A 15,200-nucleotide genomic window follows, 5' to 3' on the forward strand; every position below is an offset into this window, starting at 1 on the left:
CGACGAGGGTGGCGATCCTGGACGAGGCGGTCCAGCTCGCGTCGCGCGTCGGCTTCGACGGGCTGAGCATCGGCCGACTCGCCGAGCAGGCCGACATGAGCAAGAGCGGGCTGTTCGCGCACTTCCGGTCCAAGGAGCAGCTCCAGCTGCAGGCGATGGACCGAGCGCGGGCCCGGTTCGTCGACGTCGTCGTCCGACCCTCCCTCGCGACCCCCAGGGGCGAGGCCCGGGTTCGCGCCGTCTTCGACAACTGGCTCACCTGGGCGCGGCAGACCCTCGACGGGGGTTGCATCTTCGTTGCCGCGGCGGCAGAGCTCGACGACCGGCCCGGACCACTCCGGGACGCCCTCGTGACCAACGAGCGTGACTGGCTCGACGTGCTGGCGACGGTTGCCGGGACGGCGGTGGCCGAAGGGGAGTTCCGGTCCGACCTCGACCTCCGGCAGTTCGCGTTCGAGCTGCACGCCCTGATGCTGGGGCACCACCACGCCAGCCGGCTGCTGCGTGACGCCGACGCAGCCGACCGCACCGCACGGGCCTTCGAGGCCCTCCTCGCCGCCGCTCGGCGCGAGAGCTGACCCCGACCCACTCCGAGGAGTTCCTCCATGGCACTGTCAGTAGTTCAGAAAAGCACGAACGTTCGTTTGATTCGGCGCGCTGCGAGCATTGCAGAGCGGGTCGCGCCCGGTCCGGCTGCGCGGGCGGCGACCCGTTGGTGGTTCACGATCCCCCGCACCGTCCGGGCGACCAGCCTCCCGCCCGGCGGCACCGCGTTCGAAGTGCCCTCCCAGGGGTCAACCGTGCGCGGCGCGTTCTGGGGCGAGGGTCCGGTGGTCTACCTGGTGCACGGGTGGGGCGGACGCGGCAGCCAGCTCGCCGGGTTCGTCGCGCCACTGGTGCGGCGTGGTCACCGGGTGGTGCTCTTCGACGCGCTCTCCCACGGCGACTCCGGACCGGGCCCGCACGGTCCCACCACCAGCAGCGGCGTCGAGATGGCTCGCTCGCTCGACGACGTCGCCGCCCGGTTCGGCCCGGCTCGGGCCGTCGTCGCCCACTCCATGGGTGGCCTCGCGACGATGCTCGCCCAGGAACACGGCTGGCTCGGTCTCGCGCGGCTCGTCCTGGTGGCGCCGGTGAGCAGGTACGCGACGCAGTTCGCGGCCTTCGCCGACCACCTGGGGCTCGGCGTCCGCACCCGCGCCCGCGTGGACCGGCTGGTCGAGCAGCGCGTCGGCATCCCGACGTCCCGTTTCGACCTCGCCGTGCTCGCAGGTGAGGGCGAGGCGGTCCGCACCCTCGTCGTGCACGATCGCGATGACCGGCAGGCGTCGTACGACGAGAGCGTCCGGCTCGTCGACCGGCTTCCCGACGCCCGGCTGGTCACCACCCACGGACTGGGGCATCGGCGCGTGCTCGCCGATCCGCGCGTCGTCGAGGCGGTGGCGTCGTTCGTGGTCGGCGCAGAGCTGGCGAGCGGTCTGGCCAGCACTGCCTGATCCTGCGGAACTCGTCAGGAGGAGAGGACGAGGACGAGGTCGCCGCCCTCGACCTGCTGGGCGCCGGAGAGCGCGAGGCGTTCCACGGTGCCGGCCACGGGCGCGGTGATGGAGGCCTCCATCTTCATCGCCTCGATCGTCGCGACGGTGGCCCCGGCCGCGACAAGGTCGCCCTCGGACACGACGATGCTCACCACGCCGTCGAACGGCGCGGCGACGTGGCCGGCCCTGGAGGTGTCGGCCTTCTCCTGGGTCGGCGCGTCCGCCGCGACCGAGCGGTCCCGGACGTTCACCGGTCGGAGGTGGCCGTTGATGGTGCACATCACCGAGCGGATGCCACGCTCGTCGGCGTCGCTGACGGACTGCAGGCCGAAGATCAGCCGCTTGCCCTCCTGCAGCTCGACCACGTGCTCCTCGCCGGCGCGCAGCCCGTAGAGGTAGTCCACGGTCGGGAGCACGGAGACGTCGCCGTACCTCTCCCGCGACTCGTGGAACTCCTTCGTCGGGCCGGGGAAGAGCAGCTCGTTGAGCGTGCCGCGGCGGTCGTCGGCGAGGCCCTGCCGCTGCCCGGCGTCGAGGTCAGCGACGACCGGCTTCGTCGTACGCCCCTCGAGCGCCTTGCTGCGGAACGGCTCCGGCCAGCCTCCCGGCGGGTCGCCGAGATCGCCGTTGAGGAAGCCGATGACCGAGTCGGGCACGTCGAACTTGCCGGGCTCGGCCTCGAACTCGGCCGGGTCGGCGCCGACCGCGACGAGGTGCAGTGCCAGGTCGCCGACCACCTTCGACGACGGCGTCACCTTCACGATGTTGCCGAGGATGTCGTTGGCCGCGGCGTACATGTCCTCGATCTGCTCGAACTTCTCGCCGAGCCCGAGCGCGATCGCTTGCTGACGCAGGTTGGAGAGCTGACCGCCGGGGATCTCGTGGGTGTAGACGCGGCCGGTCGGTGCCGGCAGCCCGGACTCGAACGGCGCGTAGACCCGTCGGGTGGCTTCCCAGTAGGGCTCCAGCGCGTTGACCGCGGCCAGATCGAGCCCGGTCGCCCGGTCGCTGTGGTCGGTCGTCGCGACGAGAGCCGAGAGGGCCGGCTGGCTGGTGGTGCCGGCCATGGCGGCGCAGGCGGCGTCGACCGCGTCTACCCCCGCGTCGATCGCGGCGAGCAGGGTGGCGAGCTGGCCGCCCGGCGTGTCGTGGGTGTGCAGGTGCACCGGCAGGTCGAACCGCTCCCGCAGCGCGCGCACCAGCGTGCGGGCCGCGGGGGCGCGCAGCAGCCCGGCCATGTCCTTGATCGCGAGCACGTGCGCGCCCGCGTCGACGATCCGTTCGGCCAGCCGCAGGTAGTAGTCGAGCGTGTAGAGCGACTCCCCGGGGTCGGACAGGTCGCCGGTGTAGCACAGCGCCACCTCCGCGACCGTCGTACCCGTGCCGCGGACCGCCTCGATCGCCGGCCGCATCTGCTCGACGTCGTTGAGCGCGTCGAAGATCCGGAACACGTCGACGCCCGTCTCCGCCGCCTCCTGCACGAACGCCTCGGTGACCGCCGTGGGGTACGGCGTGTAGCCGACGGTGTTGCGACCGCGCAGCAGCATCTGGAGCTGGATGTTCGGCACCGCTTGCCGCAGCGCGGCGAGCCGCTCCCACGGGTCCTCGGCGAGGAACCGCAGCGCCACGTCGTACGTCGCACCGCCCCACGCCTCCAGGCTCCACAGCTGGGGGGTGGTGCGGGCGACGTGACCGGCCACCGCGATCAGGTCCCGCGTGCGGACCCGGGTCGCGAGCAGCGACTGGTGCGCGTCGCGGAACGTGGTGTCGGTGACCGCGACCGGCGGCTGCTCGCGCAGTGCCCGCGCGAACCGCTCCGGACCGAGCGACAGCAGCGCCTGTCGGGTGCCGTCGGGAGCGGGGACGGTCAGGTCGAGGTCGGGCAGCTTGGCGACCGGGTCCACGGACACCGGCGCGGGACCGTGCGGCTGGTTGACGGTGACGTCGGCGAGGTAGCTCAGGAGCTTGGTGCCGCGGTCGGCGCTGGAGCGCGCGGTGAGCAGCTGCGGGTGGTCCTCGATGAACGATGTGGTGAGCCGGCCCGCGCGGAAGTCGGGGTCGTCGAGCACCGCCTGCAGGAACGGGATGTTGGTGGACACCCCGCGGATCCGGAACTCCGCGACCGCGCGACGCGCCCGGTCGACGGCGGAGGCGAAGTCGCGGCCACGGCAGGTGAGCTTCGCGAGCATCGAGTCGAAGTGCGCCGAGACCTCGGCGCCGGTGTACGTCGTGCCGCCGTCGAGCCGGACGCCCGCACCGCCGGGGGAGCGGTAGGTGGTGATCTTGCCGGTGTCGGGCCGGAACCCGTTGGCGGGGTCCTCGGTGGTGATCCGGCACTGCAGCGCCGCGCCGCGGAGGGTGACGGAGTCCTGCGAGAGCCCCAGGTCGGCGAGGGTGTCGCCGGACGCGATCCGCATCTGGGACTGGACGAGGTCGACGTCGGTGACCTCCTCGGTCACGGTGTGCTCGACCTGGATGCGCGGGTTCATCTCGATGAACACGTACTTGCCCGCCGGGTCGAGCAGGAACTCGACGGTGCCGGCGTTGCGGTAGCCGATCTCCCGGGCGAACCGCACGGCGTCGGCGCACATCTGCTCGCGCAGGGCGGGATCGAGGTTGGGGGCCGGTGCGATCTCGACGACCTTCTGGTGCCGCCGCTGCACGGAGCAGTCCCGTTCGAAGAGGTGGATCACCTCACCGGTGCCGTCGGCGAGGATCTGCACCTCGATGTGCCGCGGGTCGACGACGGCCTGCTCGATGAAGACAGTCCGGTCGCCGAAGGCGCCCTCGGCCTCGCGCATGCAGGTCTCGACGGCGTCGCGCAGGTCCTCCGGATCGTCGACGCGCCGCATCCCGCGACCGCCACCGCCGGCGACGGCCTTCACGAACAGCGGGAACGGCATGTCCCGCGCGGACGCGACCAGGGCGTCGGGGTCGGTGCCCGGCTCGACCGAGGCGAGGGTGGGAACGCCGGCCTGCTTGGCCGCGGCGATCGCGCGGGCCTTGTTGCCGGTGAGGGTGAGCACGTCGGCGGTGGGGCCGATGAACGTGATCCCGGCGTTGGCACAGGCCTCGGCCAGCAGCGGGTTCTCCGAGAGGAAGCCGTAACCGGGGTAGATGGCGTCGGCTCCGGCGCGACGTGCGGTGGCGACGATCGCCTCCGGGTCGAGGTAGGCGCGCACCGGGTGACCCCGTTCGCCGATCTCGTAGGCCTCGTCGGCCTTGAGCCGGTGTTCCGACCCGCGGTCCTCGTGCGGGAAGACCGCGACGGTCTGCGCGCCGAGCTCGTAGGCAGCACGGAACGCCCGCACCGCGATCTCGCCCCGGTTGGCCACCAGCACCTTGTTGAACATGGCCCCGAGGCTAGTGGGAGGGCTCCCGGGCGGCGCGGGCCGTCCGACCGGCGATCAGAGCTTCGTCGCGAGTACGTCGACCGGACGGATCGCCGGTTCAGCGGCGAGCAGCTCCGCGCCCTGCTCCGCCAGGGCACGCGGGATCTCCCCGTTCACGTGCGCCTGCCGAGCATCCTCGGACTCGAACGCGTCGAAGATCCCGAAGGTGCGTTCGTCGATGCGGAAGGCGTACCAGACCACCGTCCCGGCCTCCGCCTGGGCGAGGGCCTGGCCGGCGACCAGGAAGTCCGCGAGGGCCTGCTCCTTCCCGGGCTTGGCCTCCAACGTGGCGAGCAGTCCGAGGGTGAGTGCCATGAGCTTCTCCGTCCGTCGTCGTGTCGCCACGCTAGGGCTCAGCCGGCCCGCCCGTCGAGGCGCCGGGTCCTCTCGACGAGCAGCCGCTCCCAGGCCCGCCCGACCGCGCTCATCGACCAGCGTTGCGAGTCCCGGTGCGCACGGGCGCCGAGCGAGCGGCGCAGTGCCTCGTCCTCGACGAGCCGGAGCAGGGCGGCGGTGAAGGCTTCCCCGTCGTCGTCCGGCACCAGGAAACCGTTGACGCCGTCGTCGACGATCTCCCGCGGCCCGCGCGGGCAGTCCATCGCGACCGGCGGGAGGCCGACGCTCATGGCCTCGATGAGTGACATCGAGAAGCTCTCGGAGTACGACGCCAGTGCGTACACCGACGCCTGTGAGAGCACGCCGCGCAGGTCGAGCGTGTAGCCCATCAGCCGCACCCGGCCGACCAGCCCGAGCTCGTCGATCAGCCCTTCGATCGCGCGGTCCTCCGACCCGGCGCCGTAGATGTGCAGCTGCCACTCGGGATGGCGTTCGGCGACCGGTGCGAACGCCCGGATCATCCGGGCGTGGCCCTTGTTGACGTCGAGCCGCCCGGCCGTCACGACGACCTTGACGTCGAGCGGCGCGGGCACTTCGGGGATCGGCCAGGGCAGCGCGTTGGGGAGGTGTCGGATCCGGTCCGCCGCGTCGGGGTAGCGGGCCCGGTAGTCGGTCGCGTCCGCCTCGGTGAGCACGGCGAGGGCATCCAGGCGGGGGACCGCCCAGTCGAGGACGGCGGCCAGCCGCGGGTTCTCGTAGCGCGCGTCGAAGTGGCCGTGGTCCTGGCCGACGACGACCGCCGCTCCTCGCGAGGCGAGCTGGAGGGCGGCGAGGTGCAGCGACGGCCGGGTGGAGACGATCACGCCATCGCCGACCGTCGCGAGGTGGCGGCGCAGCAGCAGGTCGGTCAGCCGGTTCATCCGCGGCTCGCCCGGCGCGGGCTGCAGCCGGCTCGGGCGGGCGCTGATCCGGCCGCGCAGCCGGCTCGGGCGGCGCGGCGTCGGGTGCAGGACCGTGACCTCGAGCTCAGGATGGTGCGCGAACCGCGGCGTGTGCCGGCTTCGGAACAGGCTGACCAGCTCGACGTCGTGCGACGGCGCCAGGTGGTTGCAGAGGTTGACGACCGTGCGGGCCACGCCCCCGCCGCCGAACGCGTCGAAGACGAGGACGTGGATGCGCAGCGGCTCAGTCCTTGATCTCGCAGAGCACGGCGCCGCTCGACACGGACGCGCCGACCTCGGCGTCGAGCCCGGTGACCGTGCCGGCCTTGTGGGCCTTGAGCGGCTGCTCCATCTTCATCGCCTCGAGCACGACGATGACATCGCCCTCCGCGACCTCCTGGCCCTCCTCGACCGCCACCTTGACGATGGTGCCCTGCATCGGGGAGGCGACGGCGTCGCCGCTGGCCGCGGCTCCGGCCTTCTTGCTCTTGGCCCGCTTCGGCTTCTTCGCCCCGGCGCCTCCGGCGGCGGCGCCTGCGAGCCCGCCCAAACCGGCCGGGATGACCACGTCGAGCCGGCGGCCGCCGACCTCGACGGTGATCCGCTGCCGGTCCTCGGGTTCGGCGTCCTCGCCCTCGGCGGACCCGGCGTACGGCGGGATCTGGTTGTCGAACTCGGTCTCGATCCACTGCGTGTAGACGTCGAACGACTCGGGCTTGTCGGCCGGGCTGCCGACGTACGCCGGGTCGTGCACGACCGCCGAGTGGAACGGGATGACCGTCGGCATGCCTTCGACCACGAACTCGTCGAGCGCTCGGCGGGACCGCTGCAGCGCCTGGGTGCGGTCGACGCCGGTGACGATGAGCTTGGCGACCAGCGAGTCGAACGCGCCGGGAACCGTCTCGCCCTGGTCGTAGCCGCCGTCGACGCGGACGCCCGGACCGGAGGGCTGGTGCCAGCGGGTCAGGGTGCCGGGGGCGGGCATGAAGTTGCTGCCGGCGTCCTCGGCGTTGATCCGGAACTCGATCGAGTGGCCCTCGACCTTCGGGTCGTCGTAGCCGAGCTCCTCGCCGGCGGCGATGCGGAACATCTCACGGACCAGGTCGATGCCGGTGACCTCCTCGGAGACCGGGTGCTCGACCTGCAGGCGGGTGTTGACCTCCAGGAAGGAGATGGTGCCGTCCTGGCCGACGAGGAACTCGCAGGTGCCGGCGCCGACGTACTTCGCCTCCTTGAGGATCGCCTTGGAGGAGTCGTAGAGCGTGGCCATCTGCTCCTCGGAGAGGAACGGCGCGGGCGCCTCCTCGACGAGCTTCTGGTGGCGGCGCTGCAGCGAGCAGTCACGCGTGGAGACGACGACGACGTTGCCGTGCTGGTCGGCGAGGCACTGGGTCTCGACGTGGCGCGGCTTGTCGAGGTACCGCTCGACGAAGCACTCGCCGCGGCCGAACGCGCCGATCGCCTCCCGCACCGCGGACTCGTAGAGCTCGGCGACCTCCTCCTCCTTGCGGGCCACCTTCAGGCCGCGTCCGCCGCCGCCGAAAGCCGCCTTGATCGCGATCGGGAGGCCGTGCTCCTTGGCGAAGGTGACCACCTCGTCGGCGCTCTCGACCGGGTCCTTGGTGCCGGCGACGAGCGGAGCGCCGACCTTCTGCGCGATGTGCCGGGCCTGCACCTTGTCACCGAGCGCGTCGATGGCGGCGGGCGGCGGACCGATCCAGACGAGGCCCGCGTCGAGCACTGCCTGGGCGAAGGAGGAGTTCTCGGCGAGGAAGCCGTAGCCGGGGTGCACGGAGTCGGCGCCGCTCTTCTTGGCGACGTCGATGATCTTCTCGATGGAGAGGTACGAGTCGCCCGGGGTGGCCCCACCCAGGCTGTGCGCCTCGTCGGCGAGCCGCACGAACAGCGCGTCCCGGTCGGGCTCGGCGTACACCGCGACACTGCCGATGCCCGCGTCCTTGCAGGCCCGGATGACCCGGACCGCGATCTCGCCACGGTTGGCGATGAGGACCTTCTGGAGCGGCTTGACCTTCGGCTGAACGGCCACGGGTTCGATCTCCTTGCACCTCGCGTATGTCCCTCGGGAGTCTAGGGCTGACCGGCCCGGTGGCGCTCGGCAGGCTGCTGGCCGGACAGCGGCCGCGATCCCTGGTCAGCGGAGAGCGTCGACGGTCTGTCGCAGCCCCTCGTCCAGCGGGCGTGCCCGCCAGCCGAGCTCGCGCTCGGCGCGGGCCGGGCTGCCGTAGTAGGTCGCGAGCCCGGCACGGATCGTCTCCGCCGCGTAGTCGGGCGGCAGCGGGACGAGGCGACCGACCAGTCCGATCGCCTTCGCGCCGGCCTGCACGAGTCGCTCCGGCAGCACGAGCGGGCCTTGGGTTCCGGCGATCCGGGCCACCCGGCCGAGTCCGTCGGCCAGCGTGGCGCGCGGGCCCGCCAGCATGTAGGAGCGCCCGGGCTCGCCGTGTTCCATCGCGAGCAGGTGCCCGGCCGCGACGTCGTCGACGTGCGCCCAGCACACACCTCCGGCCCCTGGGACCATCGGTCGCTTCCCGGCGACGACCTGCGCGATGAAGGCACCGGTCTGCGCCGTGTCCCCGGGGCCGTAGACCAGGCCCGGCTGGACGATCACGACCGGGAGGCCCCGGCCGGCCAGCTCGAGCGCGACGTCGTGGGCCTCGGCCTTCGTGCGGTCGTAGTGCGAGAGGTGCTCACCTGTGAAGCGGTAGGTCTCGTCGAGGACCTGCTCCTCGGTGTCGGAGTTCACCGCGAGGGTGCTCGTGTAGACGACCCGTCGTACGCCGTTGCGGAGGGCCGCCTCGAGCACGTTGCGGGTGCCGACGACGTTGACCCGGTCACCTTCCGACGGGTCGCGCTGGCCGAGCTTGTACCAGCCGGCGACGTGGAAGAGCCCGTCCACGCCGGTGCACAGCCGGTCCAGCGCGGCGACGTCGTCGAGGTCGCCGGGCAGCAGATCGACGCCGAGGTCGGCGAGGGCGGTCGCCCGCGCCGGGTCGCGGACCAGGGCGACCACCTCGTGGCCCTCCTCGCGCAGCCGGCGGGCGACGGCGCCGCCGACGAACCCGGTCGCGCCGGTGATGGCGTAGCGCATGTCCCGATCCAAGCACTCCGGGGCTAGGCGAGCTTCGACAGGTCGTCGCGACAGCGGGCCTCCACCTCGGCGAGCTCGGCCAGGGTGTCGTCGATGTCGCGGCGTCGCTGGGCGAGCTCCTCCCGGCGTACTTCGATCTGGTCCAGGAGGTAGCGCAGCTGGCCGGCCTCGCCGGGCTGGTCGTCGTACATGTCGACGATGGTGGCGATCTCCGGCAGCGTGAACCCGAGCCGCTTGCCACGCAGGATCAGCCGGAGCCGGATCCGGTCGCGGTGGTGGAAGACCCGCGTGGTGCCGCGCCGCTCGGGTGTGAGCAGACCGACGTCCTCGTAGTGGCGCAGGGTGCGCAGGGTGATGCCGTGCTCGTCCGCGAGCTGGGTGATCGTCCAGGTCTGGTCCACTGTGCCGCCGTCCGTCGATGCAGAGCCGGTGGGCTTGTGCTTCCGTAGCGGAAGCGTCCTACCCTCGCTTACGTTGACGTAAGCGTAAGACGTGGTAGACCACGCACACCCTCCGGGAGATCCGATGAGCTACGAGCTGTCCGCCGAGCACGAGGCGTTCCGCCGGTCCGTCCGCGAGTTCGCCGAGGCCGAGATCGCGCCGCACGCCGCCGAGTGGGACCGCAAGCACCACTTCCCCTCCGACGTCGTGCAGAAGATGGGCGCGCTCGGGCTGATGGGGCTGACCGCGCCGGAGGAGTACGGCGGCGCCGGGCTCACGGGCGAGGAAGGTGCCTTCACGTCGCTGTGCCTGGCGATCGAGGAGATCGGCCGGGTCGACCAGTCGATGGGCATCACCCTCGAGGCCGCCGTCGGTCTCGGCATCAACCCGATCCTCACCTTCGGCACCGACGAGCAGAAGCAGACCTGGCTGCCGGACCTGGTCGCCGGCCGGACGCTGGCCGGGTTCGGCCTGACCGAGCCGGGTGCCGGCTCCGACGCGGGTGCCACCAAGACCCGGGCGGAGCTCGTCGACGGCGAGTGGGTAGTCAACGGGGCGAAGCAGTTCATCACTAACTCCGGCTCCGACATCACGTCGGTGGTGACGGTCACCGCACGCACCGGGGCCGGCTCGACCGACGGAGCCGGCCGCGAGAGGCCCGAGATCTCCACGATCATCGTGCCCTTGGGCACGCCCGGCTTCACCGCCGAGCCGGCCTACGACAAGCTCGGCTGGCACGCCTCCGACACCCATCCGCTCACGTTCACCGACGTGCGCGTGCCCGAGACGAACCTCCTCGGCGAGCGGGGTCGCGGCTTCGCGCAGTTCCTCGCCACGCTCGACGACGGCCGGGTGGCCATCGCGGCGCTGGCTGTCGGCTGCATCCAGGCCTGCCTGGACATGAGCCTCCAGTACGCCGGCGAGCGCACCACGTTCGGCGTACCCATCGGCTCGAAGCAGGGCGTCGCCTTCCAGATCGCGGACCTCGACGTGATGCTCCAGGCGTCCCGGCTGCTGACCTACAAGGCGGCGGCGCTGAAGGACGCGGGTCGGCCGATGAAGGAGTTCAAGCAGGCCGCCGCGGTCGCCAAGCTGTACGCCACCGAGTCGGCCGTCACGGCCACCCGGATCGCCACCCAGGTGTTCGGCGGCTACGGCTTCATGGAGGAGTACCCGGTCGCGCGGTTCTACCGCGACGCCAAGGTGCTCGAGATCGGCGAGGGCACCTCCGAGGTCCAGCGCATGCTCATCGCGCGCGGCCGCGGCCTGCCCGTGGAGTGACCCCATAGGGTTGCGCGCATGGGTCGACGGCTGCATCGGTTCGCGGCCGAGGCCTCCAAGTTCCTCACCGTGGGTGGGGTGGCGACGCTGGTCGCCTTCGTGCTCTTCAACGGACTGGTGCACGGCTACCTCGGTGGACCGGGACCGCTGAACGCCCAGCCGATCCTCGCGTTCGTGCTGGCGAACACCGTGGGCATGCTCGTCAGCTACCGCGGCAGCCGGTCCTGGGCCTTCCGCGACCGCGAGGCGGTCGGGCCTGCGGGTGGTCGGCTGGCGTTCTTCCTGGTCAACACCCTGTCGATGCTGATCCCGGTCGGGTGCCTGGCGTTCACGCGCTACGTGCTCGACCTCACCGACCCGCTGTCGGACAACATCGCGGCCAACGTCGTCGGGCTCGGGCTGGGGACCGCCGCACGCTTCTGGGCGTTCCGGCGGTTCATCTTCCTGAGCCCGCGGCGGCTGGAGCGCCGCCGTGAGAAGGCCGCGCTGGAGGGCGCACGGGCCTGAGTCGGTCGACTCACTCCAGCCCGATGCGTGAAGCCGCCAGATCGGGATCTGGACTGACATCGTCCAGTTCGGCCAGATGCCGCAGCACAGGTGCCGCCAGGGCGCCGACGACGGTCAGACTGCCGAGCACGAGAGCCACCTCGACGCGGGCGAACGTGCCCAGCGGGATGGCCAGGCAAGCCACGAAGACTCCCAGTCCTGCCACCCAGGCCATGGCGTTCACCCGGTGCCTGTCCAGTGCGATCACCGCAGGCTGCAGCACGAGAGCCAGCATGTAGATCGCGGTCCCCAGGCTCAGGGCCGCCAAGTCGAGCCGCTGGATGTCGAACTCCGGACCGAAGAGGAGCCGCAGCACCTCTGGCCCCAGTGCGAACGAGCCGGCCACGCCGACGAGGCCCAGGGCCGCCGTCACCCACAGGACGAGACGGAGCTGGCGGTGGAAGCGACCGTGCGCGCCCTCGGCAAGGTTGCGGGTGAGGCTCGGAAGCAGGACGGCCTGCACCGCCGCGAACACGAGCAGGGGGAGCCGCGCGACCGTGAACCCGGCCAGGAAGTGCCCGGCAGCGGCCGTCTCACCGGCGTCCGCCAGGAGCTTGACCGCCACCGTCGCGAGGTTGGCCAGGCCCTGGGCCGCCAGGGAGGCCGCGAGGAGCCAGCCCAGGTTGCTCGACAGCTCTCGCCACGAGGCGGCAGGGCCGGGCACGAGACTCACCCGGGCGAAGGGTCGCGCGACCGCCACGACCGACAGGAGTGGAGCCGCGGCGAGCAGGAGCGCGTAGGGGCCAGGAACTCCCACCCCGATCGCCAGCAGGGCGATGCACCCGGTCAGGCGCAGGACACCCTCCACGCCGAGCTGGGTGGCGTAGGAGCCGAACAGGCCGGACCCGGACAGCGCCCCGCGCTGCAGGTACTGGGCAGCGAGTCCGAGGGACGCGAGCAGCAACGCCAAGGCGAGGGTCCACGACCCGTCGAAGAGCGTGTCGACCATCCACGGGGACAGGGGCGCCAGGATCGCAGTCCCGACGACGAAGAGACCCCCGGCCGCGACGGCGGCCCGGGTGACCACTGGTCGGGCGCCTTCGCCTCTCGTCGCCCGGTCCGCGACCGCCCTCGCGACTTCCTGCTCGAACGGCAGGAAGAGCCCGATCCCAACCGTGTAGACCAGCGTCCACAACACCGCCAGACCGGCGAACTGCTCGGGACCCGTGGCCCGGGCGGCGACGACGAGGAACACGCTCGCCGAGATCGCCAGCAGGATCAGCCCCGCCCCGACGGTTGCGGCCGATCGCGCTCCGTCGCGGGCGGTGGCCCTTGGTCGGTCCTCAGGCATGGAACCTCCAGCGGGCCGACATGCGGCGCATCCTAACGACTACCATGCCCGTGGCCTCTCGCCTGTAGGGGCGAGCGCGGATCCTGTCCGCGAAGCGGAGGGAGCACCGATGGCACAGAGCAACCACGGCGACGAGTCGACGCCACCCGCGAGCACCAAGCGCGCGGCGTACGCCGACAGGCTCGTACGCAAGGAGACTGCGACCTGGAAGCGGCTGCTGAACGTCCAGGCTCCGTATCAGTGGAACCTTCGGCGCCAGGGCCTCGGCAAGACCCTCGACGTGGGTTGTGGGATCGGTCGCAACCTCGCGACCCTGGCGCCCGGGTCGGTGGGTGTGGATCACAACGCGGCCTCGGTCGAGATCGCCCGGAGGCGAGGTTTCACCGCGTACACGTCGGAGGAGTTCGTCTCGTCGCCACATGCAGCGGTCGGCTCGTTCGACTCCATGCTCCTTGCTCACGTCATCGAGCACATGGCGGCCGAGCTGGGACAGAAGCTGGTGCGGGAGTACCTGCCGTACGTCAAGCCGGGCGGCAAGGTCTTCTTCATCTGTCCGCAGGAACGGGGCTACAAGAGCGACGCCACCCACGAGCGCTTCACGACCAATGACGATCTCGCCGAGCTGGCTCGGTCGGTCGGTCTGGTGCCGGAGCGGGCGGCGAGCTTTCCGTTTCCCCGGTTCGCGGGCAAGGCCTTCACGTACAACGAGTTCAACCTGCTGGCGACCAAGCCCGGCTGACCAGGGAGCAGCTCAGCCGCGCAGCGAGGCCAGGAACGACTGGACGGCGTCGTACGACGGCAACAGCTCCTGCTGCTCGGCGTCCGCAAGCGACGGCGCTTCCGTGTCCTTGGTGGAGAGCAGCGGCTCGAGGGGCGCGCCATTGCGCCCGGTGGTGGGCCACTCGATGCCGATGGCCGGGTCGAGCGGGTGCACGCCGTGCTCGCGCGCGGGGGTGTACGGCGCGCTGCACAGGTAGCTGATCATCGTGTCGTCCTCGAGCGCCATGAACCCGTGGCCGAGACCCTCGGAGACGAACACGCCTCTTCGATCGACGTCGTCGAGGAGCACCGTGTCCCACGCTCCGAACGTGGGAGATCCGACCCGGATGTCGACCACCACGTCGAGCAGCGCGCCGCGCGGGCAGGAGACGTACTTCGCCTGCCCCGGCGGGACGTCCGCGAAGTGGATGCCGCGGACGGCCCCGGCCCGTGAGATGGAGGCGTTGGCCTGGAGGAGGTCCAGCCGTCGCCCGGTCGTCTCTTGGAGGCGGTCGGCGCGGAACCACTCGAGGAACGCGCCGCGGCTGTCGCCGAGGATCTTCGGCGTCACCTCGTAGGCGTCCCCGACCTTCAGCTCACGGATCTCCATCCGGCTAGGGTACAAATCGCTCGGCCGGGTCCGTCGCGCGGTGCGGCCGCACCCATCCACTTCGACCGACAGGGGACCAAGGTGCGTTGGCTGGTCACCGGATCCGCCGGGATGCTCGGCACCGACGTCGTCGGCCTGCTCCGATCGCGGGAGTACGACGTCACCGCCGCGGTGCGCTCCACGGCGGACCTTCACGACCCGGGAGCGGTGCGCGAGCTGGTGGAGGGCCACGACCTGGTCGTGAACTGTGCCGCGTGGACCGCCGTCGACGACGCCGAGACCCACGAGGCCGAGGCGCTCGAGGCCAACGGCGTCGTCCCCGACATCCTCGCCCGCGCGGTCGCCGGGACGACTGGCCGCCTCGTGCAGATCAGCACCGACTACGTGTTCGAAGGACACGCCACGACCCCCTACGCCGAGGACGCCCGCACAGCGCCACGGTCGGCCTACGGGCGGACGAAGGCCGCCGGTGAGGAGGCGGTGCGGGCCGCGCTGCCGGGGCGGCACCACGTCGTGCGGACCGCCTGGCTCTACGGCGCGCACGGCGGCTGCTTCCCCAAGACGATCGCCCGGGTGGCGCGGGAGAAGGGCGCCGTCAGCGTGGTGGACGACCAGGTCGGCCAGCCCACCTGGACCGCCGACGTCGCCGACCTGGTGGTGCGGCTGGTCGAGGCGGACGCGCCGGCCGGCACCTACCACGCAACCTCGTCTGGCAGGTGCTCGTGGTTCGACTTCGCGCGGGCCGTGGTCGCCGCGGCCGGGCTCGACCCGGCCGTCGTGACACCGACCACGAGCGACGCGTTCGTCCGGCCGGCACCCCGCCCGGCGTACAGCGTGCTCGGCCACGGCGCCCTGGAACGGATCGGCGTCGCGCCCATCGGCGGCTGGCGCGAGCGTTGGGAGGCGGCCGCCCCCTCCGTGCTCCGCTGAGTTGTCAGATCCTCAGCCGGTCATAG

General features: G+C 71.8%; 14 protein-coding genes. 6 read left to right on the plus strand and 8 right to left on the minus strand.

Features of this window, described 5'->3' with window-relative positions; genetic code table 11:
- Together VFH10_RS13925 and VFH10_RS13930 are read left to right on the plus strand one after the other, a co-directional pair.
- Nucleotides 1-578: helix-turn-helix domain-containing protein (locus VFH10_RS13925; RefSeq protein WP_325129567.1), on the plus strand; the 578-nt coding region annotated here is incomplete at its 5' end.
- Between the two features lie 222 nt (nt 579-800).
- Entirely contained in the window at nt 801-1,496 is a 696-nt protein-coding gene (locus VFH10_RS13930; protein WP_325129569.1) for an alpha/beta hydrolase, read from the plus strand.
- Nucleotides 1,497-1,510: 14 nt separating this feature from the next.
- Here the strand turns inward: VFH10_RS13930 and VFH10_RS13935 are convergent, their stop codons facing one another.
- The 6 genes from VFH10_RS13935 to VFH10_RS13960 form a co-directional block, all read right to left on the minus strand.
- Complete coding sequence (locus tag VFH10_RS13935; protein ID WP_325129571.1) at nt 1,511-4,891, minus strand: pyruvate carboxylase; 3,381 nt, start codon at nt 4,889-4,891, stop codon at nt 1,511-1,513.
- A gap of 54 nt (nt 4,892-4,945) precedes the next feature.
- Nucleotides 4,946-5,245 carry an antibiotic biosynthesis monooxygenase gene (locus VFH10_RS13940; RefSeq protein ID WP_325129574.1) on the minus strand — a complete coding sequence of 100 codons (300 nt, stop codon included), beginning with the start codon at nt 5,243-5,245 and terminating at the stop codon, nt 4,946-4,948.
- Between the two features lie 38 nt (nt 5,246-5,283).
- Entirely contained in the window at nt 5,284-6,402 is a 1,119-nt protein-coding gene (locus VFH10_RS13945) for a glycosyltransferase (RefSeq protein WP_325129575.1), read from the minus strand.
- 49 nt (nt 6,403-6,451) lie between these two features.
- On the minus strand, nt 6,452-8,254 hold the full coding sequence (locus tag VFH10_RS13950; RefSeq protein WP_325129576.1) for an acetyl/propionyl/methylcrotonyl-CoA carboxylase subunit alpha: 1,803 nt from the start codon (nt 8,252-8,254) through the stop codon (nt 6,452-6,454).
- Between the two features lie 105 nt (nt 8,255-8,359).
- Nucleotides 8,360-9,316 (minus strand): NAD-dependent epimerase/dehydratase family protein, encoded by a 957-nt coding sequence (locus VFH10_RS13955; RefSeq protein ID WP_325129577.1) that lies wholly within the window; start codon nt 9,314-9,316, stop codon nt 8,360-8,362.
- Nucleotides 9,317-9,339: 23 nt separating this feature from the next.
- Entirely contained in the window at nt 9,340-9,717 is a 378-nt protein-coding gene (locus tag VFH10_RS13960; protein WP_325129579.1) for a MerR family DNA-binding transcriptional regulator, read from the minus strand.
- Between the two features lie 124 nt (nt 9,718-9,841).
- Here VFH10_RS13960 and VFH10_RS13965 point away from each other — a divergent pair, with 124 nt between their 5' ends.
- Complete coding sequence (locus tag VFH10_RS13965; RefSeq protein WP_325129581.1) at nt 9,842-11,038, plus strand: acyl-CoA dehydrogenase family protein; 1,197 nt, start codon at nt 9,842-9,844, stop codon at nt 11,036-11,038.
- Between the two features lie 18 nt (nt 11,039-11,056).
- A complete protein-coding gene (locus VFH10_RS13970; protein WP_325129584.1) occupies nt 11,057-11,545 on the plus strand; it encodes a GtrA family protein in 489 nt (162 codons plus the stop codon).
- Between the two features lie 10 nt (nt 11,546-11,555).
- On the opposite strand, the gene VFH10_RS13975 is transcribed toward VFH10_RS13970, so the two are convergent.
- Nucleotides 11,556-12,875 carry a lipopolysaccharide biosynthesis protein gene (locus VFH10_RS13975; RefSeq protein ID WP_325129586.1) on the minus strand — a complete coding sequence of 440 codons (1,320 nt, stop codon included), beginning with the start codon at nt 12,873-12,875 and terminating at the stop codon, nt 11,556-11,558.
- Nucleotides 12,876-12,984: 109 nt separating this feature from the next.
- Between VFH10_RS13975 and VFH10_RS13980 the strand changes: the two genes are divergently transcribed.
- Nucleotides 12,985-13,614, plus strand: a complete 630-nt coding sequence (locus VFH10_RS13980; RefSeq protein WP_325129587.1) for a class I SAM-dependent methyltransferase — start codon at nt 12,985-12,987, stop codon at nt 13,612-13,614.
- Between the two features lie 12 nt (nt 13,615-13,626).
- Here VFH10_RS13980 and VFH10_RS13985 read toward each other — a convergent pair whose 3' ends face one another.
- Entirely contained in the window at nt 13,627-14,244 is a 618-nt protein-coding gene (locus tag VFH10_RS13985; protein ID WP_325129589.1) for a dTDP-4-dehydrorhamnose 3,5-epimerase, read from the minus strand.
- A gap of 81 nt (nt 14,245-14,325) precedes the next feature.
- On the opposite strand from VFH10_RS13985, the gene rfbD reads away from it, so the two are divergent.
- Nucleotides 14,326-15,174 carry a dTDP-4-dehydrorhamnose reductase gene (gene rfbD, locus VFH10_RS13990; RefSeq protein WP_325129591.1) on the plus strand — a complete coding sequence of 283 codons (849 nt, stop codon included), beginning with the start codon at nt 14,326-14,328 and terminating at the stop codon, nt 15,172-15,174.
- The last annotated feature ends 26 nt before the right edge of the window (nt 15,175-15,200 follow it).

It is taken from the genome of Nocardioides sp. (assembly GCF_035697785.1).
Lineage (GTDB): Bacteria > Actinomycetota > Actinomycetes > Propionibacteriales > Nocardioidaceae > Nocardioides_B.

What these genes read in the sequence shown, in the direction of transcription:
- VFH10_RS13935 (WP_325129571.1), bottom strand. Translation starts at nt 4,891, where the DNA reads ATGTTCAACAAGGTGCTGGTGGCCAACCGGGGCGAGATCGCGGTGCGG.
- VFH10_RS13940 (WP_325129574.1), bottom strand. Translation starts at nt 5,245, where the DNA reads ATGGCACTCACCCTCGGACTGCTCGCCACGTTGGAGGCCAAGCCCGGG.
- VFH10_RS13955 (WP_325129577.1), bottom strand. Translation starts at nt 9,316, where the DNA reads ATGCGCTACGCCATCACCGGCGCGACCGGGTTCGTCGGCGGCGCCGTC.
- VFH10_RS13965 (WP_325129581.1), top strand. Translation starts at nt 9,842, where the DNA reads ATGAGCTACGAGCTGTCCGCCGAGCACGAGGCGTTCCGCCGGTCCGTC.
- VFH10_RS13970 (WP_325129584.1), top strand. Translation starts at nt 11,057, where the DNA reads ATGGGTCGACGGCTGCATCGGTTCGCGGCCGAGGCCTCCAAGTTCCTC.
- VFH10_RS13975 (WP_325129586.1), bottom strand. Translation starts at nt 12,875, where the DNA reads ATGCCTGAGGACCGACCAAGGGCCACCGCCCGCGACGGAGCGCGATCG.
- VFH10_RS13980 (WP_325129587.1), top strand. Translation starts at nt 12,985, where the DNA reads ATGGCACAGAGCAACCACGGCGACGAGTCGACGCCACCCGCGAGCACC.
- VFH10_RS13985 (WP_325129589.1), bottom strand. Translation starts at nt 14,244, where the DNA reads ATGGAGATCCGTGAGCTGAAGGTCGGGGACGCCTACGAGGTGACGCCG.